This window comes from Acidocella sp. KAb 2-4 (genome assembly GCF_020567705.1).
Lineage (GTDB): Bacteria > Pseudomonadota > Alphaproteobacteria > Acetobacterales > Acetobacteraceae > Acidocella.
The window spans coordinates 67,783-94,345 of the sequence record NZ_JAJDJU010000008.1; the positions used below are offsets into that span (position 1 = coordinate 67,783).

Below are 26,563 nucleotides of genomic sequence, written 5' to 3' on the forward strand. Positions count from 1 at the left end.
TCAGCACTATGGGGTTTGCGCCGGGCTGCCAACCTCGCGGGGCGGTTTGACCTCGGCGCGGTTCGGCCTACATCTGTGGCCAGGATAAAAGGAGCGGTTCGAACATGATCGACACGAAGATGGCGCGCCACCCCGAAGGCTTGGCGGGAGACGCCCCCGGCACCCTGCCGGACTGGGATCTGCGCGATCTGTACGACAGCCCGGAGGACCCGCGCATCGAGGCCGATCTCGTGGCCACGCAGCGCCGGGCCGAGGCCTTCGCTGGGCAATATGCCGGCAAGCTGGACGCGCTTTCAGGCGCCGCGCTCGCCGTCGCGCTGCGCGCGTACGAGGCGTTGCAGGAGGCGATGGGCAAGCTCTCCTCCTATGCCCAGCTTCTCTTCGCGGCCGATTCCTCGAACCCGGCTAAGGGCAAGTTTTACCAGACGATCTCCGAGCGCGTCACCGCTATCAGCACGCACACACTGTTTTTCACGCTGGAGCTGAACCGCCTCGGCGACGGCGCGCTGGCCGAGAAGCTGCGCGATCCCGCTTTGGCACATTACGCCCCCTGGCTCCGCGATCTGCGCGTGTTCCTGCCGCATCAGCTTTCTGATGAGGTGGAGAAGCTGCTGCTGGAGAAGGACGTGACCGGTCATGCCGCCTGGAGCCGGCTCTTCGACGAAACCACCGCCGCGCTGCGGGTGAATGTGGGGGGCGAGGAGCTGACCCTCTCGGCGGCGCTGAACAAGCTTTCCGCGCCCGAGCGCGCGGTGCGCGAGGCGGCGGGCAAGGCCGTGGGCGCGGCCATGGCGCGGCATGAGAAACTGTTCTCGCTCGTCACCAACACCCTGGCCAAGGATAAGCAGATCGACGACGAATGGCGCCACTACCCGGCGCCGACCTCGTTCCGCAACCGCGCCAACATGGTCGAGGACGAGGTGGTGCAGGCGCTGGTGAGCGCGGTGAAATCCTCCTACGGGCGGCTCTCGCACCGCTATTACGCGCTGAAGGCGAAATGGCTGGGGCTGGAAAAACTCGAGCATTGGGACCGCAACGCCCCGCTGCCCGGCGATGCCGACCGCGCCATCTCCTGGGCGCAGGCCAAGGCCCTGGTGCTGGACGCCTACGGCGCGTTCAGCCCCGAGCTCGCCGCCACCATCCAGCCCTTCTTCGATAAGAACTGGATCGACGCTGCCCCGCGCGAGGGCAAATCCGGCGGCGCCTTCGCGCATCCCACCGTGCCTTCGGCGCATCCTTACGTGCTGATGAATTATCACGGCCGCACGCGCGACGTGATGACGCTGGCGCATGAGCTCGGCCATGGCGCGCATCAATGCCTCGCCGCGCCGCGGGGCTATCTGATGTCCGGCACTCCGCTCACCCTGGCCGAGACTGCCAGCGTGTTCGGCGAGATGCTCACCTTCCGCGCTTTGCTGAACGCCGAGACCGACCCGGCGCGGCGGCGAATCATGCTCGCGGGCAAGGTGGAGGACATGCTGAACACCGTGGTCCGGCAGATCGCCTTCTACGAGTTTGAGCGCCAGGTGCATGAGGAGCGCCGCCACGGCGAGCTGCTGCCCGAGCGCATCGGTGAGATCTGGCTCGGCGTGCAGCGCGAGAGCCTCGGCCCGGTCTTCAACTTCACCGAGGAATACCGGCTGTTCTGGGCTTATGTGCCGCATTTCATCCACACGCCGTTTTATGTGTACGCCTATGCCTTCGGCGATTGCCTGGTGAACGCGCTCTACGCTGTGTATCAGGAAAGCGCCGACAAGCCCGGTTTCGTGGCGAAATACCGCGAGATGCTGGCAGCGGGCGGCACCAAGCGCCACCAGGAGCTGCTGGCGCCGTTCGGGCTCAACGCGGCCGATCCGCAATTCTGGACCAAGGGGCTCGACGTGATCTCTAGCTTTATCGATGAGTTGGCCGTCTGATGGCCGAGGATCATGGCAGCAGCCTGTTCGGCGAGGTGCGGCGCATGGCGCGCACCTCGGGCGCGGTGGGGGGCATTGCCGCGCGCATCGCGGGCGAGAAGGTCTTTGGCATCAAGACCGACCAGGCCCGCCATGCCGAGGATCTGAAAGCCCTGCTCGGCAATCTCAAGGGGCCGATGATGAAGGTTGCGCAATTCCTGTCCACGGTGCCGGATGCGCTGCCGCCCGAATACGCCGCGCAGCTGGCCGAGCTTCAGGCCAACGCGCCGCCAATGGGCTGGGCCTTCGTGCGCCGGCGCATGGCCAGCGAGTTGGGGGCGGATTGGGAGAAGAAGTTCAAGAGCTTCAGCCACGAGGCCCTGGCTGCGGCCAGCCTGGGGCAGGTGCACCGCGCCGAGCTGCCCGATGGGCGCGAAGTGGCGGTGAAGCTGCAATACCCCGACATGCCGACGGTAGTGGAAGCCGATCTGCGCCAGGTGAAGCTGGCCATGGCGCTGTATAAGCGCATGGATAACGCAATCATCCAGGACGAGATCTATGTCGAGCTGTGCGAGCGCCTGCGCGAGGAGCTGGACTACACGCGCGAGGCCGCGCAGATGCGCCTCTATGGCATCATGCTCAAGGACGTGCCGGATGTGAACGTGCCAGTGCCGGTGGAGGGCTACTCGACCAAGCGCCTGCTCACCATGAGCTGGCTGCGCGGCCAGGGCTTCAAGAGCTGGATGGCGCAGAACCCGACCCAGGAACAGCGCAACGCGCTCGCCACCGCGCTGTTCCGCGCCTGGTACATTCCGTTCTACCGCTACGGCATCATCCATGGCGATCCGCATCTGGGCAATTACCAGGTGAACGAGGCGGGCGGGTTGAACCTGCTCGATTACGGCTCGATCCGCGTGTTCGACGCCAAATTCGTGGCCGGGGTGCTGGAGCTCTATGCCGCCGTGCGCGACAAGGACAACGCCCGCGCCAAGCGCGCCTACGACATCTGGGGCTTCCGCGGCATTACCGACGAGCAGATCGAAGTGCTGAACGACTGGGCGAATTTCCTCTACGGCCCGCTCATCGACGACCGCGTGCGCCCGATCCAGGAAGGCGGCGGCACCGATTTCGGGCGCGAGGTGGCGCAGCGCGTGCATGCCGGGCTGCAGCGCACCGGCGGCGTGCGCCCGCCGCGTGAATTCGTGCTCATGGACCGTTCGGCGATTGGCCTCGGCGCCGTGTTCCTGCGCCTGGGCGCGGAGCTGAACTGGGCACGGCTATTCGAGGAGACGATCGGCGGGTTCGACGAGGCCGCCCTGGCCGCGCGCCAGCAGCAGGCCCTGCTTGCCGCGGGCGTGCCGCAGGCTAAATAGGCGCGGGGCGACACAGGGAGGATAAATCATGGCCATTCTGAAGCGGGGCTTCTTGCGCGAGGGGCTGATCGCGCGCGCCTATCGCAAGGTGCTGCACTCGATCTACGTCAACGACCTCTGGCTGGATCTGCGCCTGCACGCCAAGAAAGAGGCGGTGGAGTACATCATCGCCAGTATGCCCGAGGCGATGGTGCTCGCCGACCGTGACGCCTTGATGAAATTCGCACTCGCCCAGGCGCCTAAAGAGGGGCTCGTGCTGGAATTCGGCGTCGCCAAGGGCGCGTCGCTGCGTCATCTCGCCGGGCTGACCACCCGCCAAGTGCATGGGTTCGACAGTTTCGGCGGCCTGCCCGAGGCATGGAGCGGCACACGCGAACAGGCTGGCGCCTTCACGCAGCGCGGCCGGCTACCCAAAGTGCCGGGTAATGTCACGCTGCATCCCGGCTGGTTCGACACCACGCTGCCCGCCTTCACCGCCGCCACCCCCGGCCTGGCGGCGTTCATTCATGTCGATTGTGATATCTATTCGAGTACAGTCACAATCCTTACCATCCTGCGCGAGCGGATTGTCCCGGGTACGGTCATCCTGTTCGACGAATACTTCAATTATCCGGGCTGGCGGGCGCATGAGTACAAGGCGTTTCAGGAGTTCATCGCCAGCACGGGGTTGAGCTATCAATATATAGGTGTCTCGGCCGAAAAGGGTCATGTTGCTGTCCTAATAACCTGAGTCCGTCCGCATCTATCCCGAAATTGCATTAAATTTTCGATTTTATAAAAAAAATAGAGTAAAAAAATTGACCATTGCGCTTGCGGGGTTTCGCGGTTTTTGCTGAATGCTGCGGTGCGGGCGGTATGTCCGGGGGCTCGGGAAAGTCTTGAATAATTGTCCGGCCTCGCTCATGCTCGCGCTTAACGGGATATAACTAAGGGATCGGTAGATGCGTCTCGCGGTATTGAAGGAACGTCGGCCGGGCGAAGCTCGCGTCGCGGCAACGCCTGACACGGTTAAGAAGCTCATCGCCCTGGGCCTCACGGTGGCCGTGGAGGCTGGCGCGGGCGTGAGTGCGGCGATTCTGGATGAGGAGTTCGCGGCCGCGGGCGCCGAGATCGTGGCCGATGCCGCGGCGGCGCTGGCCGGAGCGGGCATTCTCTTCGCCGTGAACGCGCCCGAGGATTCGGTGCGCGCGCTCATTGCGCCCGGCACACTGCTGGTCGCCACGCTCGGCGCGGCGTCGGACGCGACGCTCGCCCCGGCCCTGGCCGCCGCCAAGATCGACGCCGTGGGCCTGGAATTGCTGCCGCGCATCACCCGCGCGCAGAGCATGGACGTGCTTTCCTCCCAGGCGAATCTCGCCGGTTACCGCGCCGTGGTCGAGGCCGCCAACGCCTTCCCGCGCGGCTTCCCGCTGATGATGACCGCCGCTGGCACCGTGCCGCCCGCGCGCGTGTTCGTGGTCGGCGCTGGCGTGGCCGGCTTGCAGGCCATCGCCACCGCCCGCCGCCTCGGCGGCATTGTTTCCGCCACCGATGTCCGCCCCGCCGCCAAGGAGGAGATCAAATCCCTCGGCGCCGCGTATGTGGGCGTCGATGACGAGGAATCCGCGAAGCAGACCGGCCCCTATGCCGGGCAAATGTCCGAGGAGTTCCGCAAGAAGCAGGCGGAACTGATGACAGCCACCGTCGCCAAGAACGACATCGTGATCTGCACCGCGCTGGTGCAGGGCCGCAAGGCGCCGGTCATTGTCACCTCCGAGATGGTGGCGGCGATGAAGCCCGGCTCGATCATCATCGACCTCGCGGCGGAGGCGGGCGGTAATTGCGCCGAGACCGTACCGGGCGAGGTGATCACCACCGCCAATGGCGTGACCATTCTTGGCCACCGCAACTGGCCGGCCCGCATCGCGGTGGCGGCGAGCGCACTCTACGCCCGCAACCTACTCACCTTCCTCACCACCTTCTGGGACAAGGACGCGCAGGCGCCGAACCTGAAGCCCGAGGATGACCTGATCAAGGGCGCGCTGCTCACCCGGGGCGGCGAGATCGTCCACCCGAATTTCAAGCCCGCCGCGTCGTAACGGAGGAAGCGAAACATGACACCCGCAGATTTGGCCGCCCAGGCGGCTGACCTCGCCCACCAGGCTTCCGTGCTGGCGCAAAACGCCGCCGGGGTGGCCGCCATCGCCGCGCAGAACGCGCCGCCCGCCGCCCCCTTCGTGTATCTGTTCAGCATCTTCGTGCTGGCCATCTTCGTCGGCTATTATGTGGTGTGGAGCGTCACCCCGGCGCTGCATTCGCCGCTGATGGCCGTGACCAACGCCATCTCCTCGGTGATCATCGTCGGCGCCATGCTGGCTACCGGCCTGCAGGGCAGCTTTGTCGCGCATCTGTTCGGCTTCCTCGCCGTCGTGCTGGTCAGCGTCAACATCTTTGGCGGCTTCGCGGTGACCAACCGCATGCTCGCCATGTTCAAGAAGAAGTAAGGCACCGCCCCGATGAACCAGTCTCTTACCTCCTTCGCGTATCTGATCGCGGCGGTCCTGTTCATCCTGGCGCTGCGTGGGTTGTCGCACCCCACCACGTCGCGCCGCGGCAACCAGGCGGGCATCATCGGTATGCTCATCGCGGTTGGCGCCACCTTCCTGCATGGCGGCATGTCCTTCAGCTGGGCGCTCGTCATCCTGCTCGGCATCGCCATTGGTGGGTCGATCGGCCTGGTCGTGGCGCAGAAGATTAAGATGACGGCGCTGCCGCAGCTGGTCGCGGCTTTCCACTCGCTGGTCGGTCTGGCCGCCGTGTTCGTCGCCGCCTCGGCGCTCAATGCGCCGCAGAGCTTCGGCATTGGTACCCTGCACCATATCCATGTGGAGAGCCTGATCGAGATGTCGCTCGGTTTGGCGATCGGCGCGATCACCTTCACCGGCTCGCTCATCGCCTTCGCCAAGTTGCAGGCGTTGCTCAAGGGCACGCCCGTCACCTTCTCGGGCCAGCATCAGCTGAACGCCGCCATCGGCGTGCTCATCGTGGTGCTGATCATCGCCTTTGTGTCCTCGGGCGGCAGCTTCGTGCTGTTCTCGCTGATCGCCGCGCTGGCGCTGGCGCTGGGCGTGCTGCTCATCATCCCCATCGGCGGCGCGGACATGCCGGTGGTGGTCTCGATGCTGAACTCCTACTCCGGCTGGGCCGCCTCCGGTATCGGCTTCACCATCGGCAATCTGGCGCTGATCGTCACCGGCGCGCTGGTTGGCTCCTCGGGTGCGATCCTGTCCTACATCATGTGTAAGGGTATGAACCGCTCGATCATCAACGTCATCGCCGGCGGCTTTGGCAACTCGACCGATGCCGGCCCGGCTGGTGTTAGCACCGAGGGCAAGGCGGTGAAGATCGGCTCCGCCGACGACGCGGCCTTCATCATGAAGAACGCCTCGAAGGTGATCGTGGTGCCCGGCTATGGCATGGCGGTGGCCCAGGCCCAGCACGCGCTGCGCGAAATGGCGGACATCCTGAAGGAAGACGGCGTGGAAGTGAAATACGCCATTCATCCGGTGGCGGGCCGTATGCCTGGGCACATGAACGTGCTGCTGGCCGAGGCGAACGTGCCGTATGACGAGGTGTTCGAACTGGAGCAGATCAACAACGAGTTCGCCACCGCGGACGTGGTGTATGTGATCGGCGCCAACGACGTGACCAACCCCGCCGCCAAGACCAACCCGGCCAGCCCGATCTTCGGCATGCCGATCCTGGAGGTCGACAAGGCCAAGACCGTGCTGTTCGTGAAGCGCTCGATGGCTTCTGGCTACGCGGGTGTGGAGAACGAGCTGTTCTTCCGTGACAACACGATGATGCTGTTCGGCGACGCCAAGAAGATGACGGAAGAGATCGTCATGGCGCTGGACGACTAAACGCGAAAGGCCGGGGCAAAACCCCGGCCTTTTTTATTGAGGAAATTATGAAAGAAGAACGTGTATCTAATTGGCAAGAGCTTTTGCGCAAATTGCGATTATATCGGGATGAAGTGCAAGCCAATGTGTTGTTTCGGGGACAGGCGGATGCCTCTTGGTCTCTCAGTACAACGCTCGAACGATACGATGAGAAGCGGGCGTGGTTTCTTGATCATTATTTCATGCAGGCGGAGGCTGTCAGGGTTGAAATAGAAACGCTCACGGAGAAGAAATTTGAGATACACCCAGATAAAATCGCAGAGAAATTCTTCAACTTCAATTTAATGCTTACTTTTTCAGAGGCTGGCGTTCCAGGTCTGCCGTATTTTAGTTATTTGCGGCAGCATGGTTTTCCGTCGCCATTTCTGGATTGGAGCCGGTCAATGTATGTTGCTGCGTTCTTTGCCTTTCATGGGGCATCCCAAGGAGCAAAAGAAGTGAGTATTTTTGCATTGAACGCGAAACTGAGTGCCACGAGAAGCAAAGCATGGCCAAATATTGTACGTTTTGGGGACCGTAACGGCGGTCATAGGCGTCATTTCATGCAACAAGGCGAGTACACATTATGCTTGCAATGGGAGCGAGCGGAAGCAATGTGGAAAATTGTACCCCATGAAGCTGCACTAAAGAGCGGAATACCTGACAGTGAGAGCTTTTATGAAATTGTGAAGTTTATCATTCCAATTTCAGAAAAGGGGGCAGCGTTGAGGGAGCTCGATGAACAAAACATTAATGCTTATACGCTTTTTGGCAGCGAAGAGGGACTGATCAACACAATGGCTTTTAGAAAACTTGGACGAAATGGCGCTTGAGCAGGAGCTCAGTCTTTCCGTTATTTTGAAAAAGCGCACCGAAAATGGTTACGGCTTTTTCAGTGTCAGGATCGACCACGCGCCGTCGATGATGCGGTGCTCCAGCACCAGCCCGGCGCGGCGATGCGCTGAGAGTACCCAGTTCGCCTGGGTGTTGAGCAGCCCCGCCAAAATCGCGCGGCCATTGGGCGCGAGATGCGCGGCCAGCTCATGCGCCATGGCGCAAAGCGGCCGGGCCAGGATGTTGGCGAACACCAGATCATAGGGCGCCTGACGGGTGATCTGCTTGTCCACCCAGCCATCGGCGCGGATCGCGCGCACCTGCGCCGCCACGCCGTTCAGCTTGGCGTTGGCGTTGGCCACCCGCGCGGCGCGGAAATCGATGTCGCTGGCCAGCACCTGCCGTCCCATCAGCTTGGCCGCGGCGATGGCGAGAATCCCCGAGCCGGTGCCGAGGTCCAAAATTCGCCGCGGATGATGGAACTTGGCCAGACGCTCCAGCGCCAGCAGGCAGCCGCGGGTGGAGTTGTGCTCGCCCGTGCCGAAGGCGAGGCCGGCATCGAGCGTGAGGGTGATGCGGCCGGGCGAGGGCAGGGCGGTGATATGCGTGCCGCGCACCACGAAGCGGTTGCCGATCAACTGCTCGGGAAACGCCATCTGCGTGCGCGCCAGCCAGCCGGCCACGGGCACCAGGGTGCGGCTCACCTCCGGCTCCAGCCCCGAGACGATGCGCGCCACCAGCAGCGCCGAGGCCAGATCCTCCTCGTACTCGCCGCGCTCCTTCACGCCCTGGATGTCCCACAGATCGGCGTCCTCGTCGTGATAAAACGACACCGCGCGGCAAACGCTGGAGAGCGCCGCCTCAAACGGTTCCAGCGCCTCGGGCGGCACGCGGATGGTGATGCAGTCCAGCAATTCAGGTGTCATGGCGTTTCTCTTGGCGTTCCTCTTGGCGTTCCACGAAGCGGTCCAGCACGCGCTTCTCTCCCGAGGTCTCGAAGTCGATATCCAGCCGGTCATCCTCCACGGCGATGACCCGGCCATAGCCGAATTTCTGGTGGAAGACGCGCGCACCCACGGGGATCTTGCTCGCCGCCGCCGGGCGTTTGGCCAGCACCGGGAAGCCCGCCGAAATATGCGGCTGGCGGTGGGGCTGCGTCTGTGCCGAGCCCGAGTGGCGCAGCATGTCTTCCGGCAATTCGTCGAGGAAGCGGCTGGGGATGGCATCCTGCCACCCGGCATAGCTCTTGCGCCGCGCGGCATGGCTGATGATGGCGCGGTGGCGGGCACGGGTGATACCGACATAGGCGAGGCGGCGCTCCTCCTCCAGGCTCTTATTGCCGCCCTCGTCCAGTGCGCGCTGATTGGGGAACAGCCCTTCCTCCCAGCCGGGCAGGAACACGGTGTCGAATTCCAGCCCCTTGGCGCCGTGCAGCGTCATGATCGCCAGCTTGTCGTCCCCGGCCTGATCCTCGCTTTCGGTCACCAGCGCGACATGCTCAAGGAATTGCGCCAGCGTCTCGAACTCCGCCAGCGCGCGTACCAGCTCCTTGAGGTTCTCCAGCCGCCCCGGCGCGTCGGGCGATTTATCGGCCTTCCACATGGCGATATAGCCCGATTCGTCGAGCAGCGTTTCCAGCGCCACCACCGGGCCGCGCGCCGCCAGCGCCTCGCGCCAGGCGTCGAAGCCTTCCAGCAGCGCGCGCAGGCTTTCGCGCAGCTTGCCCTTATAGCCGCCCTCGGCCACCAGCTTCGCGGTGGCGGCGTAAAGCGGGATATTCGCCGCCCGCGCCGTCTCGTGCATGGTGCGCAGCGCGCTCTCACCCACACCGCGCTTGGGCAGGTTGACGATGCGCTCGAAGGCGAGATCATCCGCCGGCTGCGCCAGCACGCGCAGATAAGCCAGCGCGTCGCGGATTTCCTGGCGCTCATAGAAGCGCAGCCCGCCGACGATGCGGTAAGGGACGCCGAGCTGCATCAGCCGCTCTTCGAAGGCGCGGGTCTGGAACCCGGCGCGCACCAGGATCGCGATTTCCGCCAGCTTGTGTCCGGCCCGCCAGAGCGCCTCGGCGCGCGAGCCGATCATGCGGGCCTCTTCCTCGGAGTCCCAAACCGCGACCACCTCAACCGGCTCGCCATCGGCATCGTGGCGCCCGGCATGCAGGGTCTTGCCCAGCCGCCCCTCATTATGTGCGATCAGATGCGAGGCCGCAGCCAGAATCGGCGCGGTGGAGCGGTAATTCGCCTCCAGCCGGATCACCTTGGCGCCGGGGAAGTCGCGCTCGAATTTCAGGATGTTCTCAATCTCGGCGCCGCGCCAGGAATAGATGCTCTGGTCGTCATCGCCCACGCAGCAGATATTCTTGTGCCCCTGGGCGAGCAAGCGCAGCCAGTAATATTGCACCAAGTTGGTATCCTGGTACTCGTCCACCAGAATGTAGCGGAACTGGCGCTGATACGCGGCCAGCACCTCGGAATCGGTTTTCAGCAGATGCACGCTGAGCATCAGCAGATCGCCGAAATCCACGGCGTTGAGCGCGCGCAGCCGGTCCTGATAGGCCTGATACAGCGCCTCGGCCTTGCCGTTGGCGAACTCGCTCGATTCGCTGGCCGGGATCTGGCCGGGCATGAAGCCCTTATCCTTCCAGCGCTGGATGATCGCCATCAGCGCGTTCACCGGCCAGCGTTTGATATCCACCCGCGCGGCTTCCATGAGCTGGCGCAGCAGGCGCATCTGGTCGTCGGTGTCGAGGATGGAGAAGCCGCTGGTCAGCCCCACGCGCTCGGCATAGCGGCGCAGCATGCGCGCGCTGAGCGCGTGGAAGGTGCCGAGCCACAGCCCCTCGACCGGCTGGTTGAGCAGCCGGCCCAGGCGCTCGCGCATCTCCCGCGCCGCCTTGTTGGTGAAGGTGACGGTGAGGATCTGGTTGGGATAAGCCCGGCCGCTGAGCAGGATATGCGCGAAGCGGGTGGTGAGCACGCGGGTCTTGCCGGTGCCGGCCCCGGCCAGCACCAGCACCGGCCCTTCGGTGCTCTCCACGGCGTCACGCTGGGCCGGGTTCAGCCCGGCGAGATAATCGCTCATGCGGCCGCGGGCTGCGGCTTCACACCCAGGATGCGGGCGATGGCGTAGGTCAGGTCCGGGCGGTTGAGCGTGTAGAAATGGAATTCGTCGATGCCATTGGCCTGGAGCAGGCGTACCTGTTCGGCCGCCACCGCCGCCGCCACCATGCGCCTTGTTTCCACGTCGTCATCCAGCCCCTCGAACATCCCGGCCATCCAGCGCGGCATCGAGGTGCCGCAGGTATCGCAGAATTTCAGCGCCTGGGCGAAATTGGTGACCGGCATGATCCCCGGCACGATCGGCGCCTTGATCCCCGCCGCCAAAGCGCGGTCGAGGAAGCGCAGGAATACGCCGTTGTCGAAAAATACCTGGCTGATCGCGCGCGTGGCCCCGGCATCCAGCTTGCGCTTCAGATTGTCCAGATCCGCCTCGGGGCTCAGCGCCTGCGGATGCACCTCGGGGTAGGCGGCCACGGTGATCTCGAAATCAGCGACCTTCCTCAGCCCGGCCACGAGATCGGCGGCATAGGCGTAGCCGCCCGGATGCGGGGTGTAGGTCTCGCCGGGCGGCGGGTCGCCGCGCAGCGCCACGATATGTTTCACCCCCGCCGCCCAATAGCGGCGGGCGACCTCGTCCACCGCCTCGCTGCTGGCGCCGACGCAGGTGAGATGCGCGGCCGGGGTCAGATCCGTCTCCTGCACGATGCGCAGCACGGTAGCGTGGGTGCGCTCCTGCGTGGAGCCGCCCGCGCCATAGGTGACCGAGACGAAGGCGGGTTTGAGCACGGCCAGGCGCTCGATGCAGGTCCAGAGCTGGGCCTCCAGCGCCGGGGTCTTGGGCGGGAAGAACTCGAAGGAAATCTCCGGCGGGGCCGCGCCCTCGCGCGCGGGCAGCGGCGCGATGCGCTCGCCCGAGGCCCAGCGTTCCAGGGTGTCGCGTTGGGGTGAATGGGTCATTACGTGCTCTCCGTCAGGGGCGTTTCGTGGCAGCACGGCCACATTTACGCAAGGCCTAACTCGCATGTCTCGGCAGAGGTAGCGCCGTGATTGAACACCGGGTAAGGAACCACAATTACTATGGGTCCACGGCGCCACTCAGGCGTCTGCCAAAGGAGATACAAAGGTGCGGGTGAAACAGGAAAAGGGCGCGCGGCGCCGTTTTGGCCGGACTCTTGGCCGTGGTCTCGGGCTTGGGGCGTCGCTGCTGACGTTGGCGCTGGCGGGTTGCGCGACACCGCCGCCGAAATCCGACACCGCCGATTATCAGGCCTATCAGCAGGTCAACGACCCGCTGGAGCCGACCAACCGCACCTTCTTCGCCTTCAACAACAGGCTCGACCGCTATGTGATGAAGCCGGTGGCGAAGGGGTATGTGGCGGTCACCACCCAGCCGATCCGCACGCATGTGGGTAATTTCTTTACCAACATGGGTGAACCGGGGCGCACGCTGAATTTCATGGCCGAAGGCATGCCAACCGACGCCGGCTCCTCCCTGATGCGCTTCCTCATCAATTCCACCATTGGCATTGGCGGCATCTTCGACCCTGCGAGCGCGCTGGGCTACAAGGAGACCGACACCGATTTCGGCCTGACCCTGGCGATCTGGGGCGTGCCGGCCGGGCCTTATCTTTATCTGCCGGTGTTTGGCCCCTCGGGCGCGCGCGACGTGTGGAACCTGCCGGTTCAGTATTTCGCCTCGCCGACTGTGGCCGCGCCGTCGAGCACCGCGCTCACCGATTTTGGCTATACCGCGACCGGGCTGCATCTCATCAACACCCGTGCCGGGCTGCTCGACACCATCGACCAGATCAACGCCACGGCGTTGGACCCCTATGCCACATTCCGGAGCCTTTATCGCCAATCTCGTGCCTCACAAATCCAGTTGATTGAGCAGCGCGACAAGCAGGGGGCCAGTGCCGCCCCGGCTGCGCCGCAGAACTGACCGCCGACGCCATACGAGGATCGACATATGCATTTACGCCGCTTTCTTTTGGGCACCGTCATCGCCGCGCCGCTGCTCGGCACGATGGCCGCGGCCGCGCAGGCCCAGGCCCTGAGCGCCGATGACGCCAAGGCCTTCATCTCGCAGTCGGGCCAGCAACTGGTCGCCATCGTTAATGGCGGCGGCTCCGCGGCCGACAAGGCCACGCAGCTGCGCACCCTGGTCAACCAGATCGTTGCCGTGGATCAGGTGGGTGATTATGTGCTCGGGCGCTACATCAACATTGCCACCCCGGCGCAGCACACCAAGTTCCAGCAGCTTTTCCACCAGTTGCTGTCATACAACATCACTTACCAGATCAAGGCCTATCAGGGCGTCAGCTTCACCGTGAACAGCGCCACCCCGCAGGGTGACGGCGTGCTGGTGGACACCACCATCACCACCCCCGGCAAGGCCCCGGCCGATGTCGGCTGGGATGTGGCCGAGGTTGGCGGCAAGCCGCAAATCATGGATGTGATCGTGGCGGGCACCTCGATGCGCATCACCACGCGCAACGACTATGCCTCGGTGATTACCGATAATGGGGGCAACGTCTCGGCGCTGCTCACCGCCATGCAGAACCAGATCAACAAGGCGTCCGAAGCCCAGGATTAAGGCCCGGCAAGCGCGGTTCGGGGCTTATGGCCCCGAACCTTGAGGTGCCGCCGCGCCGTCTCCCGAGGCTTGCGGCGTGAACAGGCTGGTGAGTTCGTTCCAGTCCAGGGGCGGCATGTCCGCCATTTTTTGCCCATTCACCATCACCCCGCTCGCGCCATAAGTGGCGTGGATATTCAACACCTGTCCGTTATCGCGATCGGCCGAGAGATAAGGCGCGAGCTGCGCCTCGGCCTGGTTGATGTCGTTCTGAGTTGAGGGGTAGGCGGCCGCGATCGCCGAGGTCAGCGCATCCAGATGATTCGCCGTCACCTCCGCCTGGCCGCTGGGCTGGGCGTTGGCGTCGAATTTCACGTCGCCGCTGGCGTTCAATGTGCTGGGGCCGAGCGTCACGCTCAGCGCGGCGGTGGCGTTGCCGCCCTGCTTGGCCCAGCCATGCGCGGCGTTCACCAGCAGCTGGGTCTTGGCGTTTTCATCCGTCTGCGCCTTGAGCTGCTGGGCCAGCCCCACCCAGTCCAGCGCGCCGGAGAAGCTGGCGTTCAGCCCCAGATGCTCGATCTTGCCGTCAAACGGCACGCCAAGGATTTTGGTCATCCAGTCGGGCAGCGCTACGCCTTGCAGGTCTTCGGCCAGGGTGAGGCTCGTCTGCCCGGCGTTGGCCGCCGGGTTCAGCGTCTCATGCATGTGCAGCCTGTCGATATGCAGCACCTGGATGCTGCCGCTGGAGCCCAGCACGTTGATGTCGCTGATATCGGCATCCTCGGCGCTGATGGGGAAGATATTGGGGTTGAACAGCGCCTGCCGGTTGAGCGTCGCGGTTGCGCTGAACTTGCCGAAGGTCACGGCGCCGTCGCCCTGCGGCACATGGCCGGTGATCTTGTTGGGCATGTCGAGGTGCAGCACCAGCGGGTCGAGCACCCCGACTCGCAGCGTGACATGGCTCATGCCCAGCACCAGCGGGCTCGGCATGTCGTTGCCCGGCAGCGGGATGGTCAGGCGCGGGTTATTAAGCGTGGCCGTGGCGGCGAGCGGAAAGCCGCCGCCGGAAATGCCGTCATAGCTCATGCTGGTGGTGCCGTCTGGGCTGGTCAGCTCGCTGGCGTAGAGCTTGAGCGCCGCCTGCAGCCGGGCCTGCGCGTACCACCACAATCCGGCCCAAACCAGCGCCACCACCACCACGATTCCGGCCAGAGCCCGCAAAAATCCGCGCATCAGATCACCCGTTCCGCTTTTCAACACGCGCCCTTCATGCCCCACCCTTGACCTTGGGCCAAGTGTGGGGGCTTTTGCAGGCTCATGAAGATTTTCTCCGACTGGCGCGATTTGCCCGCCGAGGGCCGCGGCGCCACCATTGCGCTGGGTAACTTCGATGGCGTGCATCTCGGCCACGCCGCGGTGCTGCGCGCCGCCCATGCCGCGCGCCCCGATGCCCCACGCGCCGTGCTCACCTTCGAGCCGCATCCGCGCGAGTTCTTCCGCCCGCAGGACCCGCCCTTCCGCCTGACCCTCTCCACCGAGCGCGCGGCGGCCCTGGCCGGGCTCGGCGTGCAATATCTTTACGAACTGCCGTTCAATGACGCCTTCTCGCATCTCACCGCGGAGGCGTTCGTCAGCGACATCCTGCATCGCGGATTGGGCGCGGCGCATCTCGTCTGCGGCGCCGATTTCGCCTTCGGCCACCGGCGCGGCGGCGATGTCGCGTTTCTGGCGGCGCGGGCCGAGGCGCTGGGCATGGGGCTGACCATCGTGCCCCAGGTGGCAGATGGCGAAGGCCCGATCTCATCCAGCCGCATCCGCCGCCTGATCCAGGACGGCTACCCCGAGCGCGCCGCCGCCCTGCTCGGCCGCCCGCATTCCATCCGCGGCCCGGTGACGCATGGCGACAAGCGCGGCCGCACCATCGGCTTCCCCACCGCCAACATCCCGCTCGGGCGGCATCTGGAGCCGCAGCGCGGGGTTTATGCCGTGAGCGCGCGCATCGCTGGCGCGGCGGTGAAGGGGGTGGCCAATATCGGCCAGCGCCCCACCGTGGGCGGTGCCGAATCCCGCCTGGAAGCGCATTTTTTCGATTTCGCGGGTGATCTCTATGGCCAGGAATTGACCGTGTGCCTGCACCATTTCCTCCGCGAGGAGCAGAAATTCCCCAGCTTCGAGGCGCTGAAGGCGCAGATCGAGGCTGACTCCGCCACCGCCCGCGCCCTGCTTGACAGGGACGAGAAACACGCCAAACCCGAGCAGCCATGACCGAGATCGATTATAAAGCCACCGTATTCCTGCCGCGCACCGACTTCCCCATGCGCGGCGAGCTGCCCAAGCGCGAGCCGGAGATGCTCAAACGCTGGGAGGAGATGGGGCTATGGGCGCGGCTGCGCGCGGCCGGGCAGGGGCGCGCGCCGTTCATCCTGCATGACGGCCCGCCCTACGCCAACGGCAATCTGCATATCGGCCACGCGCTGAACAAGATTCACAAGGATGTCATCAACCGCGCCCAGCAGATGGCCGGCAAGGATGCCGATTACATCCCCGGCTGGGACTGCCATGGCCTGCCGATCGAGTGGAAGGTCGAGGAGCAGTACCGGGCCAAGAAGCTCGACAAGGACCAGGTTCCGGTTCTTGAATTCCGCCGTGAATGCCGCGACTACGCGCAACACTGGCTCAACGTGCAGCGCGAGGAGTTCAAGCGCCTGGGCGTCGCTGGTGATTGGGAAAACCGTTACGCGACCATGGATTTCGCCTCCGAGGCGGCGATCGCGGGGGAGATCGGCAAGTTCCTGCTCAACGGCGCGCTTTATCGCGGCCTGCGCCCGGTGATGTGGAGCCCTGTGGAGAAGACCGCGCTGGCCGAAGCCGAGGTCGAGTATCACGACAAGAAGGACACCGCGATCTATGTGCGGTTCCGCGCGGTGGAGGGTGACGCCGCGGTCGTCATCTGGACCACCACGCCCTGGACGATCCCCGGCAACCGCGGCCTCGCGATGGGGCATGAGCTGGATTACGTGCGCATCCGCGTGGATGGCGTGACGGAAAATTCACTGGCGGTGGCTGGTGAAACGCTGATCGTCTCGCAGGAATTGCTGGCCGACTTCGCCGCCAAGACCGGCATTACCGCGCTTACGGTGCTGGAGAGCTTCAAGGGCAAGGCACTGGAGGGACGGCGCTTCCACCACCCGCTGGCCAAGGCTGATGCGGGCTATGATTTCACCGTGCCGGTAATGCTGGGCGAATTCGTGACCATGGAGGCGGGCACAGGCATCGTGCACATGGCGCCGGGCCATGGCGAGGATGATTTTCTGCTCTGCAAGGCGCATGGCATCGCGGTGCCGGACACGGTGGCCGATGACGGCACGTATTACCAAAATGTGCCGCTCTTTGCTGGTCTGCATGTTTACAAAGCCGCAGACCCGGTCTGCGAAAAATTGAAGGAGGCCGGGGCGCTTCTGCACCGCGCCGAGTTCGTGCATTCTTATCCGCATAGCTGGCGCTCGAAGGCGCCGCTCATCTACCGCGCCACCGCGCAATGGTTTATCCGCATGGACGGCGCGGACGAAATCCGCAACAAGGCGCTCGCCGCCATCGACGCCACGAAATTCGTGCCCGAGATCGGCCGCAACCGCATCCGCTCGATGGTCGAAACCCGCCCCGATTGGTGCATCTCGCGTCAGCGCGCCTGGGGCGTGCCGATTGCCATCTTTGTCGATAAACGCACGCATGAGCCGCTGCGCGACGCGCAGGTGGTGAACCGCGTGGTCGAAATTTTCACCAGGGACGGCGCGGATGCGTGGTATGCCCGCCCGGCCTCCGACTTCCTCGGCCCCGATCGCAACCCCGATGATTACGAGCAGATCTTCGACGTTGTCGATGTCTGGTTCGAATCCGGTTCCACCCATGCCTTCGTGCTGGAAGCGCGCGGCATGCCCACTCCGGCGGATATCTACCTCGAAGGCTCCGACCAGCATCGCGGCTGGTTCCAGGCCTCGCTGCTCGAATCGGTTGGCACGCGCGGTGTCGCGCCGTTCAAGGCGATCGTCACCGATGGCTTCGTGCTCGACGAGCAGGGGCGCAAGATGTCCAAATCGCTGGGCAATGTCACCGCCCCGCAGGAGGTGAACGACAAATACGGCGCCGATATTCTGCGCCTGTGGGTGATGAATTCCGACACCTCGGAAGATCTGCGTATCGGTCCCGAAATCCTTAAGCAGCAGGCCGAGCTTTACCGCCGCCTGCGCAACACGCTGCGCTGGGTGCTGGGCTCGCTGGATGGCTTCAGCGAGGCCGAGCGCGTGCCGGAGCAAAAATTCCCGGCCCTGGAGCGCTTCATGCTGCACCGGCTATGGGAGCTGAACCAGCGTGTTCTCGGCGCGGTGCGCGGTCATGACTGGACCGGGGTGTACCCCGCGATCCATCATTTCTGCGCCACCGATCTCTCGGCCTTTTATTTCGACATCCGCAAGGACAGCCTGTATTGCGACGCGCCGTCGGCGGAAAAACGCCGCGCCTGCCGTTCCTTCCTCGACATTCTGCATCGCTGCCTGACCACCTGGCTGGCTCCGGCGCTGCCCTTCACGGCCGAGGAAGCCTGGATCGCCCGCTTTGGCGCCGAGGCCAGCGTGCATCTGGAGCCATTCCATCCGGTGCCGGAGGCATGGCGCGACGATGCCCTGGCCGGGACATTCGCCAAGCTGCGCGAGCATCGCGGCAATGTCACCGGCGCCATCGAGGAGATGCGCCGGGACAAGGCCATCGGCTCCTCATTGCAGGCCGAGGCGGTGCTATCGCCCGAGGCGCGGGCGGTGCTGGACGACGCCGCGCTCTGGGCGGAAATCTGCATCACCTCCGCGGCGGGATTTGGCGAGAATGACACCGCCATCGCCGCCTCCGGCGAAAAATGCGAGCGCTGCTGGAAGGTGCTGCCCGAGGTGGGCGGCAACGCCAAGCATCCCACGCTCTGCCGCCGCTGCTGCGACGCCGTGGACGGCGTATAATGCGCCGTCTGGCCGGGTTTCTCGCCGCGGCGCTGGTGCTGGGCGTGGACCAGTGGAGCAAATATCTGGTGCTGGCCTCGCCCCCGCTCACTGGCGGCAAACTGCTCACCGTGGCGCCCATGCTCAATCTGGTGCTGGTGTGGAATCACGGCATCACCTTTGGCCTGTTCGCCGGGGCGGGGGCGAAGATCGTCATCGCCCTGATCGCCACGGCGGTCGTGCTGGCGCTGTTCGCCTGGATGTGGCGCACACCCAAATGGGTCGTCACCTTGGCGGTGGGAGGTATCGCGGGTGGCGCCATCGGCAATGTCATCGACCGTTTGCGCTTCGGCGCGGTGGTCGATTTCCTGCAGGCGCATATCGGCGCGCTGTATTACCCCTGGGTGTTCAATATCGGTGACTCCGCCATTGTCTGCGGTGTCATCGCCCTGATGCTGGAAAACCTCTTGCAGAAGCCCCCCGTTGCGGCCAACCCGGGGGAAGGCTAGGAAAGCGCCATGAAATCTGTTTACGCCCGCCCCGCCGCCGCTGCCGCCACAATCGCTCTAGCCCTGGCGCTCGCCGGGTGCAGCGACGCCACCAAAAAAGAGTTCGGCCTTGAGGCCAATCCGCCCGACGCCTTCCAGGTCGGCACCCAGGCGCCGCTCTCGCTGCCGCCTGAGCTCGGCCAGCTTCCCGCGCCGAACCCCGGCGAGCCGCCCCCGCAGCAGGTAAACGCCGCGCAACAGGGGGCCAATATCGTGTCGCCGCAGAGCGCGCTGGTCACGCCCTCCGCCGGCACCACGCCGGGCGAGCAGGCGTTGCTCCAGCAGGCGGGCCCCGCGCCGCAGGGCGATATCCGTGCCGAGGTCAACCAAAACGCGCTGGTCGCCAGCAAGCCGCAGGGCGTCGTCTCGCAGCTGGTCGGCTCCGGCCCCGCGCCCGAGCCGGTGGTCAATGCCCCGGCCGAGCAACAGCGGATCCAGGAAAACCAGGCCCTCGGTCAGCCCGTGACCACCGGGGCCACGCCGCAGCAGAGCGACCAGTCGCCGGGCCTGTTCGAGCGGTTCCTGAACCTGTTTTAAGGTTTCATGGGCGCGTGACGCGCCCGCGGCGGCCCTTGCGCCTTTCAGAGGAGAGACGTGATGCCTGTCCGTCATCGTTTTGTATCTGCGGCTCTTGGCGGGCTGATCTTGCTCTCGCCTGCGGCGGCCTTCGCCCATGCGTTTCTAAAGACCGCCGAGCCTGGCGTCGGCGCGGTGGTGGCGCAGGCCCCGTCGCAGCTTCTGCTCACCTATACCGAGGGGCTGGAAGTCCGCTTCTGCACGGTCACGGTGCAGGGGCCGGACGGCGCGGCGGTGCAGGCCGGCAAGCCGCAAGCGGTGGCCGGGCATGAAAATGAGATGACCGTGCCGGTCCACATCACCGCGCCGGGCAAATACACGGTCACTTGGCATGCGCTCTCGGTTGACACGCACAAGACCGAGGGGCGTTTCAGCTTCACAATCAGCCCCTGATGGACGGCTCCGGCTGGCTCATTTTGCGCGGGCTGTGCCGGGGGCTGCATCTGGCGGGGTATTTTTCGGCCTTTGGCACGATGGCGTTGGCGACCACGCTGCCGCGCGGGGCGCGGGTGCCGGGGCTGCGGCGCATGGCCTGGGGCGGCTTTGCCCTGGCGCTACTTGCCGGGGCGGCGTGGTTCTGGCTGCAAACCGCGTATTTCGCCGCCGCCCAGACCTCCGCTGATGTCGTCAACGCCCTGCCCATTGTGGCGGAATATACCCGCTTTGGTCTGTTGCTGCTGGGGCGCATGGCGGCGCTGCTGCTCGCGGCGCTGGCCTTCCAGCTCGCCTGGGCGCGCGTGGCGGCGCTGCTGGCGCTGGGCGGGGTGCTGGCCGAGGCGTGGCTGGGCCATGGCGGCGCCATGGCCGGGCCTGAGGGGGCTATGCTGCTCTCCAGCGCCGTGCTGCATCTGGCCGGGGCGGCTATCTGGCTCGGGGCGCTGCCCGCGCTAGCGCTGGCGTTGCGCCATCTGCCAGGCGCCGAAGCCGCAGTCCTGGCCCGCCGGTTTTCGCCAATCGGCGCGGCCTGTGTGGCGGTGCTGCTGGGCACGGCGGCGCTGCAATTCCTGCTGCTCGTCGGCGGGGTGGGGGCGCTGTTCACCACGGCCTATGGCGCGCTGGCCGGGCTGAAACTGCTGCTCCTCGGCGGGCTCATCACCCTGGCCGCGCGCAACAAATTCCGCCTTACCCCGCGCCTGCCGGGCAGCCGCGCCGCGCTCATCCGGGCGGTGGCGCTGGAGGCCGCGCTCGGCCTGGTCGTGCTGCTGGCCGCCGGGGTGCTGTTGCAGCTTGAGCCCCCGGCCATGGCGGGCATGGCCGGGATGTAAGGCTCAGACGATCTCGTCCGCCCACAAATCCTGAGGCGCCTGGCGCGGCGTGATCAACCGGGTCTGTCCGTGCTCAATCAGCACCGAGGCCGCGCGGGGCCGCGCATTATAGGCGCTGCTCATCACCGCACCATAAGCGCCGGTATCGAGCAGCGCCACGCGGGTGCCGGGCGGTAGGTCGGGCAGGGCGCGGCCCTCGGCGAAGCAATCCGCGCTCTCGCAGATCGGGCCGACCACATCCGCTGGGCTCTGCGCGCCGTGGAACAAGGCCGGGTCCACCGGCAAAATGCCGTGCCAAGCCTCATACAGCGCCGGGCGCATCAGCTCGTTCATCGCCGCATCCAGCACCACGAAGCGCTTTTCGGTGCGCTTCTGCAAAATCACCGAGGCGAGCAGCAGCCCGGCCGGGCCGACGAGATAGCGCCCCGGCTCCAGCAACAATTGCACGCCGAGGCCGCCCACCGCGCGCCGCACCGTGGCGGCGAAGGCGGCCAGATTCAGCCCCGGTTCGTCGTGATAGCCAATGCCCAGCCCGCCACCGAGGTCCAGCACTTCGACGCTCTGCCCCTGGGCGCGCAGCGCGCCTACCATGGCGGCGGCGCGGGCATAGGCCTCGGCATAGGGCGTGGTGGAGAGGATCTGGCTGCCGATATGCAGCGCGATGCCGCGCGGCTTGATGCCGGGCAGGCTGGCGGCGCGGGCATACAGTGCCGGGATCTCCGCCGCCGCGATACCGAATTTGTTCTCGGCCAGCCCGGTGGTGATCTTGGCATGGGTGCCGGCATCCACATCCGGGTTCATGCGCAGCGCCACCGGCGCGCTCACCCCCATGCGGGCGGCGATGCCGGAGATCATCTCCAGCTCCTCGGCGCTCTCCACATTGATCTGACCAATGCCCTGGGCCAGCGCGGCTTCTATCTCGGCGGCGGATTTGCCGACGCCGGAATACACGATCTCCGCCCCCGCCACGCCAACGCGCCGGGCGCGCAGGAATTCGCCGATGCTAACGACATCAGCCCCGGCGCCGAGGCGGTGGAACAGGCCGAGGATGGCGAGATGGTCGTTGGCCTTCACCGCGTAATGGATGTGCGCGGGGAGGTTTTCGGCATCCAGCGCGGCGCGCAGCGCCTTGTAGCGTGCCTCCATGCTGCCCGCGCCATACACCCAGACCGGCGTGCCATATTGATCCGCGATCGCGTTCAGCGGCACGGATTCGAAGCACAGTCCCTCGCGCGCCTGCATCGAGAGAGCGGGGCGGGAGGCGAGCAGCGCCGCCAGATCCGGCTCGGGGCCGGTAAATGCATCAGCCATGTTTGTTACTGCGCCGGGTAGGTGTGCGGGTAGATGATGTCCGATGCCGGGCCGGGCGGCGCCGGGTTGCCGCGCCGGCCGCATCCGGCCAGCGCCAACAGGCAGAGCATGGCGAGGGTCAGCCTCATTTCAGCGTCTCCAGCCAGGCGGCGGCGGCCTTGGCCACGTTCTCCGGCGCGGTGCCGCCATAAGAGCGGCGCGAGGCGACGGAGGCTTCCACCGTCAGCACGTTGAAGATTTCGTCGGTGATGCGCGGCTCCACGCTCTGCATCTCGGCCAGCTCAAGCTCGGAGATGTCCACCCCGCGCTCCTCGGCCAGGCGCACGATGCGCCCGGTCACGTGATGCGCGTCGCGGAACGGCATTTTCAGCACCCGCACCAGCCAGTCGGCGAGGTCGGTGGCGGTGGAGAAGCCCGAGCCCGCCAGCGCCGCCATGCGCGCGGTGTCGGCCTTCATGTCGCGCACCATGCCCGCGGTGGCGGCAAGGCAGAGGGTGATCGCGTCCACCGCGTCGAACACCGGCTCCTTGTCCTCCTGCATGTCCTTGGCATAGGCCATCGGCAGGCCCTTCATCACTGTGAGCAGCCCGAGCAGGTGCCCGAAGATGCGCCCGGTCTTGGCCTTGGTCAGCTCGGCGGCGTCCGGGTTGCGCTTCTGCGGCATGATCGAGGAGCCGGTGGTGAAGGCGTCGGAGAGCGCGATCAGCCGGTAGGGCGAGGAGCACCAGATGATGATCTCCTCGGCGAAGCGCGAGAGATGCATCGCCATGATCGACAGCGCCGAGAGAAACTCCAGCGCGAAATCGCGGTCGGAGACTGAATCGAGCGAGTTCGCGGTGGGGCGGTCGAAGCCCAGCGCGGCGGCGGTGGCGAAGCGGTCGATGGGGAAGGAGGTGCCGGCCAGCGCGGCGGCGCCCAGCGGGCATTCGTTCAGCCGCTTGCGCGCATCCTGCAGCCGTCCGGCATCGCGGCTCAGCATCTCGACATAGGCCAGCAGGTGATGCCCGAAGGTGACGGGCTGCGCCGTTTGCAGATGGGTGAAGCCGGGCATCACCGTGGCCGCGTGCTCGGCGGCGCGCTGCGCCAGGGCCTGCATCAGGTCTTTCACCTGGGCGCTGATGGCGTCGATCGCCGCGCGCACATAGAGCTTGAAATCGGTCGCCACCTGGTCGTTGCGGCTGCGCCCGGTGTGCAGCCGCCGAGCGGCCTCGCCGATGCGCTCGGTCAGCCGCGCTTCGATATTGGTGTGGATATCCTCCAGCGACTCGGAGAAGCCGAAGCGGCCATCCTCGATGTCGTCGGCGATGTCCTCCAACCCGCGCTTGATCGCGGCGGCGTCTTCGGCGGTGATGATGCCCTGCTGCGCGAGCATGGCCGCATGCGCCTGGCTGCCGGCGATATCCTGCGCCCAGAGCTTGCGGTCGAAGCCGATCGAGACGTTAATGGCCTGCATCACCGCGTCGGGGCCCGCGCCAAACCGCCCGCCCCATTGCAGTTCGCCTTTTACCGGAGAATCGTTCTTGTCCGTCACGTCCAAGCGCCCTTTGCTGTCCCGGCGATCCATCATCGCCGCCGCCCATGGATTAGCCCTGGCCGCCGGCTTCGGCAATCGCGCCGCGGCGCAGAGCAGCGCCGATGAGCTGCCCGATGCCGCCAGCCTATTTCAGCATGGCGCGCCCACGGATCCGCCGGCGCTGGCTTTCAAGTCCGAGGCGGGCAAGGCGCTCACCTTGGCCGATTACCGGGGGCATGTGCTGGTGGTGAATCTGTGGGCCACCTGGTGCGGCCCGTGCGGGGAGGAACTGCCGGGCCTCGATGCGCTGGCCGCGCGCATCAAGCCCTTCGGCGGGTTGGTGCTGCCGATCTCCATCGACATCGACGGCGCGGCGGCGGTGAAGCCCTTCTTCGCCAGCCGCAAGATCCGCCATCTGCCGGTACTGCTCGACCCGGATGGCAATGATCTCGACGCGCTGGACACGGATGGCATCCCAGATACGCTGGTGATCGACCCGCAAGGCCGGCAGGTGGCGCGGCTGGATGGCGCGGCGGCGTGGGATACCCCGGCCGTGCTCGCCTTTTTGCGCGGGCTCGCCCCGGCGCCCGACCTGCCGGTCGGCCCCACCCAGGCATAAGAAAACCCGGCAGATGGTTGCTGCCGGGTTTGTTGTCACGTCGCCTTGGCGCGAGATCAGGCGTTGGCCACCGGGGTCGGCATGGCGGCAGCCTGGGCGCGGCGCTGCTGCCACAGGCCCACGAAGTCGATCGGCCCCAGCATCACCGGCGGCAGGCCGCCGTCGCGGGTCACGTCCGCCAGGATATTGCGGGCGAAGGGGAACAGCAGGCGCGGGCATTCCACGAGCAGGATCGGCTCCTGCTGGTTCTCGGGCACGCCGTTGAGGGTGAACACGCCGGCATAAGCGAGATCGGCGATGAACACCACGGTCGGCTTGTCCTGGCCCTCGGTCTGGGTGGTGCCCTCGGCGCGCACGGCCAGGGTTACCTCGAACACGGTGTGCGCCTCCTCGATCCGGCGCACTTGCACATCCAGGTTGATGTTCACATGCGGCGCGCTGCGCAGCGTGGTGAAGATGGCGGGGGCGCCGGGAACCTCGAAGGAGAGGTCCTTGGTGTACTGGATGTTGACGACGAGGGGCGGCTGGGCCTGGGCGGTCGCTTGCTCTGACATGTATAAATTTCCTGTAGGATGGACGCGGCCCCGCCTAGCACGGCGCCGCCGCCATGATAAGAGAGCCGCATGAGCGCCAAGATTTTCATCGACGGCCAGGCCGGCACCACCGGCCTCGGCATTGCCCAGCGGCTTGCCGCGATTCCCGCGATCAGCCTTGTCACGCTGGACGAGGCGAATCGCAAATCTCCCGAGGCCCGCGCCGCGGCGATGGCCGAGGCCGATCTCACCGTACTCTGCCTGCCCGATGACGCGGCGCGCGAGGCGGTGGCGATGGCGCCGAAGGGCGTGCGCATTCTCGACGCCAGCACCGCGCACCGCACCGCGCCGGGCTGGGTCTATGGCTTCCCCGAACTCGCGCCGGGGCAGGCGCGGGCGATCGCCGAGGCGCAGTTCGTCGCCAATCCCGGCTGCTACGCCACGGGCGCGATCGCGCTGCTGGCGCCGCTCATCGGCGCGGGGGTGCTGAGCGCGGACATGCCCGTGAGCATCAACGCGGTCTCGGGCTATTCCGGCGGCGGCAAGGCGATGATCGCCGAGCACGAGCGCGACGGCGGCCCGGCCTTCGAACTCTATGCGCTGGGGCTCAAGCACAAGCATATTCCCGAGATCATGGCCTGCGCGGGCCTGACGCAGCGGCCGCTTTTCGTGCCCTCTGTCGGGCATTTCGCCCAGGGTATGCTGGTGAGCATCCCGCTCGGCCTCGGCGGGCGCCAAGCCGAGACCTTGCGCGAGACGCTGGCCGCGCATTACGCGGGCTGCCGCTATGTGCGGGTGGCGCCGGAACTGTGGCAGGATAATCTGCGCCCCGACGCCCTGAACGGCACCAATCTGCTGGAGATTTTCGTCGCCGCCCATCAGGAGGCCGGGCACGCGGTGCTGATCGCGCGGCTGGATAATCTCGGCAAGGGCGCATCCGGCGCGGCGGTGCAGAATATCAGGCTGATGCTGGGGATGAAGGATGAGTGAGATGCAGAAACCGGGCGGGCTGCTTTATGCGCTGGGTAATCTCGCCCCGCAGGTGGACCCGGCGGCCTGGGTCGCCCCCACCGCCGTGCTGATCGGCGATGTGCGCATCGGCCCCGGCGCCAATATCTGGTTCAACTGCGTGCTGCGCGGCGACACCAACCCGGTGATCGTCGGCGCGCGTAGCAATATCCAGGACGGTACGGTGATCCATGTCGACCACGGCGATCACCCGGCGATCATCGGTGACGACGTGACGGTGGGCCATTCCGCCGTCATCCATGCCTGCCGCCTGGAAAACCGCGCCTTTGTCGGCATGGGCGCCACGGTGATGGATGGCGCGGTGATCGAAGAGGCCGGGCTGCTGGGCGCGCGCGGGCTGCTGGGGCCGGGCAAGCGCATCGGGCGGCAGGAGCTGTGGGCCGGCGCGCCAGCCAAGCTGATCCGCGCGATGAGCGACGGCGAGCGCGCCCGCTGGGACGAAACCGTGCCGCATTACCTCGGCCTGACCGACGATTACCGCCGCAAGCTGCGGCCAATCGGTTAATTTCCTTGGCAAAATCCGCCCGG

At 65.9% G+C, this 26,563-nt stretch carries 26 protein-coding genes; 18 read left to right on the forward strand and 8 right to left on the reverse strand.

All coding sequences use genetic code 11. The features are described 5' to 3' along the window. The first annotated feature begins 104 nt into the window (after positions 1-104). From LI953_RS07410 to LI953_RS07440, 7 genes are all read left to right on the forward strand, one after another. A complete protein-coding gene (locus tag LI953_RS07410) occupies positions 105-1,916 on the forward strand; it encodes a M3 family oligoendopeptidase (protein ID WP_227075405.1) in 1,812 nt (603 codons plus the stop codon). After that, on the forward strand, positions 1,916-3,268 hold the full coding sequence (locus LI953_RS07415) for an AarF/ABC1/UbiB kinase family protein (protein WP_227075406.1): 1,353 nt from the start codon (positions 1,916-1,918) through the stop codon (positions 3,266-3,268). The genes LI953_RS07410 and LI953_RS07415 overlap by 1 nt, the downstream gene beginning before the upstream one ends. Before the next feature lie 28 nt (positions 3,269-3,296). Further along, on the forward strand, positions 3,297-3,998 hold the full coding sequence (locus tag LI953_RS07420; protein ID WP_227075407.1) for a class I SAM-dependent methyltransferase: 702 nt from the start codon (positions 3,297-3,299) through the stop codon (positions 3,996-3,998). A 211-nt stretch (positions 3,999-4,209) separates the two neighbouring features. Further along, entirely contained in the window at positions 4,210-5,346 is a 1,137-nt protein-coding gene (locus LI953_RS07425) for a Re/Si-specific NAD(P)(+) transhydrogenase subunit alpha (RefSeq protein ID WP_227075408.1), read from the forward strand. A 15-nt stretch (positions 5,347-5,361) separates the two neighbouring features. Then, positions 5,362-5,751, forward strand: a complete 390-nt coding sequence (locus tag LI953_RS07430) for a proton-translocating transhydrogenase family protein (RefSeq protein WP_227075409.1) — start codon at positions 5,362-5,364, stop codon at positions 5,749-5,751. Between the two features lie 12 nt (positions 5,752-5,763). Next, on the forward strand, positions 5,764-7,170 hold the full coding sequence (locus tag LI953_RS07435; RefSeq protein ID WP_227075410.1) for an NAD(P)(+) transhydrogenase (Re/Si-specific) subunit beta: 1,407 nt from the start codon (positions 5,764-5,766) through the stop codon (positions 7,168-7,170). Positions 7,171-7,217: 47 nt separating this feature from the next. Continuing rightward, positions 7,218-8,021, forward strand: coding sequence for an FRG domain-containing protein (locus LI953_RS07440; RefSeq protein WP_227075411.1), 804 nt, complete (start codon positions 7,218-7,220; stop codon positions 8,019-8,021). A gap of 48 nt (positions 8,022-8,069) precedes the next feature. Here the strand turns inward: LI953_RS07440 and LI953_RS07445 are convergent, their stop codons facing one another. Genes LI953_RS07445 through metF form a run of 3 tightly spaced genes read right to left on the reverse strand, consistent with a single transcriptional unit; the run spans position 8,070 to position 12,041 of the window. Further along, entirely contained in the window at positions 8,070-8,948 is an 879-nt protein-coding gene (locus LI953_RS07445) for a 50S ribosomal protein L11 methyltransferase (protein WP_227075412.1), read from the reverse strand. Then, the gene (locus LI953_RS07450) at positions 8,938-11,106 is read right to left on the reverse strand and encodes an ATP-dependent helicase (protein WP_227075413.1); all 2,169 of its coding nucleotides are present in this window, start codon (positions 11,104-11,106) and stop codon (positions 8,938-8,940) included. The genes LI953_RS07445 and LI953_RS07450 overlap by 11 nt, the downstream gene beginning before the upstream one ends. After that, the gene (gene metF / locus LI953_RS07455) at positions 11,103-12,041 is read right to left on the reverse strand and encodes a methylenetetrahydrofolate reductase [NAD(P)H] (protein ID WP_227075414.1); all 939 of its coding nucleotides are present in this window, start codon (positions 12,039-12,041) and stop codon (positions 11,103-11,105) included. Before metF ends, LI953_RS07450 begins: the two co-directional genes overlap by 4 nt. A 166-nt stretch (positions 12,042-12,207) precedes the next feature. Here metF and LI953_RS07460 point away from each other — a divergent pair, with 166 nt between their 5' ends. After that, positions 12,208-13,026, forward strand: coding sequence for a VacJ family lipoprotein (locus tag LI953_RS07460; protein WP_227075415.1), 819 nt, complete (start codon positions 12,208-12,210; stop codon positions 13,024-13,026). Positions 13,027-13,053: 27 nt separating this feature from the next. Next, a complete protein-coding gene (locus tag LI953_RS07465; RefSeq protein ID WP_227075416.1) occupies positions 13,054-13,680 on the forward strand; it encodes a phospholipid-binding protein MlaC in 627 nt (208 codons plus the stop codon). A 24-nt stretch (positions 13,681-13,704) separates the two neighbouring features. On the opposite strand, the gene LI953_RS07470 is transcribed toward LI953_RS07465, so the two are convergent. Beyond that, on the reverse strand, positions 13,705-14,892 hold the full coding sequence (locus LI953_RS07470) for a DUF2125 domain-containing protein (protein ID WP_227075417.1): 1,188 nt from the start codon (positions 14,890-14,892) through the stop codon (positions 13,705-13,707). A gap of 84 nt (positions 14,893-14,976) precedes the next feature. On the opposite strand from LI953_RS07470, the gene LI953_RS07475 reads away from it, so the two are divergent. The 6 genes from LI953_RS07475 to LI953_RS07500 are packed head-to-tail and all read left to right on the forward strand — an operon-like array spanning position 14,977 to position 21,030. Continuing rightward, the gene (locus LI953_RS07475; protein WP_227075418.1) at positions 14,977-15,924 is read left to right on the forward strand and encodes a bifunctional riboflavin kinase/FAD synthetase; all 948 of its coding nucleotides are present in this window, start codon (positions 14,977-14,979) and stop codon (positions 15,922-15,924) included. Beyond that, positions 15,921-18,662, forward strand: a complete 2,742-nt coding sequence (gene ileS, locus LI953_RS07480; protein ID WP_227075419.1) for an isoleucine--tRNA ligase — start codon at positions 15,921-15,923, stop codon at positions 18,660-18,662. Before LI953_RS07475 ends, ileS begins: the two co-directional genes overlap by 4 nt. Further along, positions 18,662-19,150 (forward strand): signal peptidase II, encoded by a 489-nt coding sequence (gene lspA, locus LI953_RS07485; RefSeq protein WP_227075420.1) that lies wholly within the window; start codon positions 18,662-18,664, stop codon positions 19,148-19,150. The genes ileS and lspA overlap by 1 nt, the downstream gene beginning before the upstream one ends. A gap of 9 nt (positions 19,151-19,159) precedes the next feature. Further along, positions 19,160-19,726: a DUF3035 domain-containing protein gene (locus LI953_RS07490; protein WP_227075421.1), complete on the forward strand. Its 567-nt coding sequence runs from the start codon at positions 19,160-19,162 to the stop codon at positions 19,724-19,726. 60 nt (positions 19,727-19,786) lie between these two features. Continuing rightward, a complete protein-coding gene (locus tag LI953_RS07495) occupies positions 19,787-20,158 on the forward strand; it encodes a copper resistance protein CopC (RefSeq protein WP_227075422.1) in 372 nt (123 codons plus the stop codon). Next, positions 20,158-21,030 (forward strand): CopD family protein, encoded by an 873-nt coding sequence (locus LI953_RS07500; protein ID WP_227075423.1) that lies wholly within the window; start codon positions 20,158-20,160, stop codon positions 21,028-21,030. The genes LI953_RS07495 and LI953_RS07500 overlap by 1 nt, the downstream gene beginning before the upstream one ends. Positions 21,031-21,033: 3 nt before the next feature. Here LI953_RS07500 and lysA read toward each other — a convergent pair whose 3' ends face one another. From lysA to argH, 3 genes are read right to left on the reverse strand one after another with little or no spacing between them, the layout of a single operon-like run. Beyond that, positions 21,034-22,341 (reverse strand): diaminopimelate decarboxylase, encoded by a 1,308-nt coding sequence (gene lysA, locus LI953_RS07505; protein ID WP_227075424.1) that lies wholly within the window; start codon positions 22,339-22,341, stop codon positions 21,034-21,036. Between the two features lie 5 nt (positions 22,342-22,346). Next, the gene (locus tag LI953_RS15430; RefSeq protein WP_255643097.1) at positions 22,347-22,469 is read right to left on the reverse strand and encodes a lipoprotein; all 123 of its coding nucleotides are present in this window, start codon (positions 22,467-22,469) and stop codon (positions 22,347-22,349) included. Continuing rightward, the gene (argH, locus tag LI953_RS07510; RefSeq protein ID WP_227075425.1) at positions 22,466-23,872 is read right to left on the reverse strand and encodes an argininosuccinate lyase; all 1,407 of its coding nucleotides are present in this window, start codon (positions 23,870-23,872) and stop codon (positions 22,466-22,468) included. Before argH ends, LI953_RS15430 begins: the two co-directional genes overlap by 4 nt. Here argH and LI953_RS07515 point away from each other — a divergent pair. Next, positions 23,862-24,473 carry a TlpA disulfide reductase family protein gene (locus tag LI953_RS07515; protein WP_227075426.1) on the forward strand — a complete coding sequence of 204 codons (612 nt, stop codon included), beginning with the start codon at positions 23,862-23,864 and terminating at the stop codon, positions 24,471-24,473. The two genes, argH and LI953_RS07515, sit on opposite strands and share 11 nt — an antisense overlap. 56 nt (positions 24,474-24,529) lie before the next feature. Here LI953_RS07515 and secB read toward each other — a convergent pair whose 3' ends face one another. Further along, entirely contained in the window at positions 24,530-25,027 is a 498-nt protein-coding gene (secB, locus tag LI953_RS07520; RefSeq protein WP_227075427.1) for a protein-export chaperone SecB, read from the reverse strand. 69 nt (positions 25,028-25,096) lie between these two features. Between secB and argC the strand changes: the two genes are divergently transcribed. Together argC and LI953_RS07530 are read left to right on the forward strand one after the other, a co-directional pair. Continuing rightward, positions 25,097-25,996 carry an N-acetyl-gamma-glutamyl-phosphate reductase gene (gene argC / locus LI953_RS07525; RefSeq protein ID WP_227075428.1) on the forward strand — a complete coding sequence of 300 codons (900 nt, stop codon included), beginning with the start codon at positions 25,097-25,099 and terminating at the stop codon, positions 25,994-25,996. Then, positions 25,989-26,540 carry a gamma carbonic anhydrase family protein gene (locus LI953_RS07530; protein WP_227075429.1) on the forward strand — a complete coding sequence of 184 codons (552 nt, stop codon included), beginning with the start codon at positions 25,989-25,991 and terminating at the stop codon, positions 26,538-26,540. The genes argC and LI953_RS07530 overlap by 8 nt, the downstream gene beginning before the upstream one ends. The last annotated feature ends 23 nt before the right edge of the window (positions 26,541-26,563 follow it).

Coding starts and splice junctions, on each gene's coding strand:
- metF (WP_227075414.1), bottom strand. CDS start 12,041: ATGACCCATTCACCCCAACGCGACACCCTGGAACGCTGGGCCTCGGGC.
- secB (WP_227075427.1), bottom strand. CDS start 25,027: ATGTCAGAGCAAGCGACCGCCCAGGCCCAGCCGCCCCTCGTCGTCAAC.
- LI953_RS07425 (WP_227075408.1), top strand. CDS start 4,210: ATGCGTCTCGCGGTATTGAAGGAACGTCGGCCGGGCGAAGCTCGCGTC.
- LI953_RS07440 (WP_227075411.1), top strand. CDS start 7,218: ATGAAAGAAGAACGTGTATCTAATTGGCAAGAGCTTTTGCGCAAATTG.
- LI953_RS07475 (WP_227075418.1), top strand. CDS start 14,977: ATGAAGATTTTCTCCGACTGGCGCGATTTGCCCGCCGAGGGCCGCGGC.
- LI953_RS07430 (WP_227075409.1), top strand. CDS start 5,362: ATGACACCCGCAGATTTGGCCGCCCAGGCGGCTGACCTCGCCCACCAG.
- LI953_RS07495 (WP_227075422.1), top strand. CDS start 19,787: ATGCCTGTCCGTCATCGTTTTGTATCTGCGGCTCTTGGCGGGCTGATC.
- LI953_RS07465 (WP_227075416.1), top strand. CDS start 13,054: ATGCATTTACGCCGCTTTCTTTTGGGCACCGTCATCGCCGCGCCGCTG.
- lspA (WP_227075420.1), top strand. CDS start 18,662: ATGCGCCGTCTGGCCGGGTTTCTCGCCGCGGCGCTGGTGCTGGGCGTG.
- LI953_RS07415 (WP_227075406.1), top strand. CDS start 1,916: ATGGCCGAGGATCATGGCAGCAGCCTGTTCGGCGAGGTGCGGCGCATG.
- LI953_RS07435 (WP_227075410.1), top strand. CDS start 5,764: ATGAACCAGTCTCTTACCTCCTTCGCGTATCTGATCGCGGCGGTCCTG.
- LI953_RS07450 (WP_227075413.1), bottom strand. CDS start 11,106: ATGAGCGATTATCTCGCCGGGCTGAACCCGGCCCAGCGTGACGCCGTG.
- LI953_RS07445 (WP_227075412.1), bottom strand. CDS start 8,948: ATGACACCTGAATTGCTGGACTGCATCACCATCCGCGTGCCGCCCGAG.
- LI953_RS15430 (WP_255643097.1), bottom strand. CDS start 22,469: ATGAGGCTGACCCTCGCCATGCTCTGCCTGTTGGCGCTGGCCGGATGC.
- LI953_RS07410 (WP_227075405.1), top strand. CDS start 105: ATGATCGACACGAAGATGGCGCGCCACCCCGAAGGCTTGGCGGGAGAC.
- ileS (WP_227075419.1), top strand. CDS start 15,921: ATGACCGAGATCGATTATAAAGCCACCGTATTCCTGCCGCGCACCGAC.
- LI953_RS07490 (WP_227075421.1), top strand. CDS start 19,160: ATGAAATCTGTTTACGCCCGCCCCGCCGCCGCTGCCGCCACAATCGCT.
- LI953_RS07530 (WP_227075429.1), top strand. CDS start 25,989: ATGAGTGAGATGCAGAAACCGGGCGGGCTGCTTTATGCGCTGGGTAAT.
- LI953_RS07500 (WP_227075423.1), top strand. CDS start 20,158: ATGGACGGCTCCGGCTGGCTCATTTTGCGCGGGCTGTGCCGGGGGCTG.
- lysA (WP_227075424.1), bottom strand. CDS start 22,341: ATGGCTGATGCATTTACCGGCCCCGAGCCGGATCTGGCGGCGCTGCTC.
- LI953_RS07420 (WP_227075407.1), top strand. CDS start 3,297: ATGGCCATTCTGAAGCGGGGCTTCTTGCGCGAGGGGCTGATCGCGCGC.
- argC (WP_227075428.1), top strand. CDS start 25,097: ATGAGCGCCAAGATTTTCATCGACGGCCAGGCCGGCACCACCGGCCTC.
- LI953_RS07470 (WP_227075417.1), bottom strand. CDS start 14,892: ATGCGCGGATTTTTGCGGGCTCTGGCCGGAATCGTGGTGGTGGTGGCG.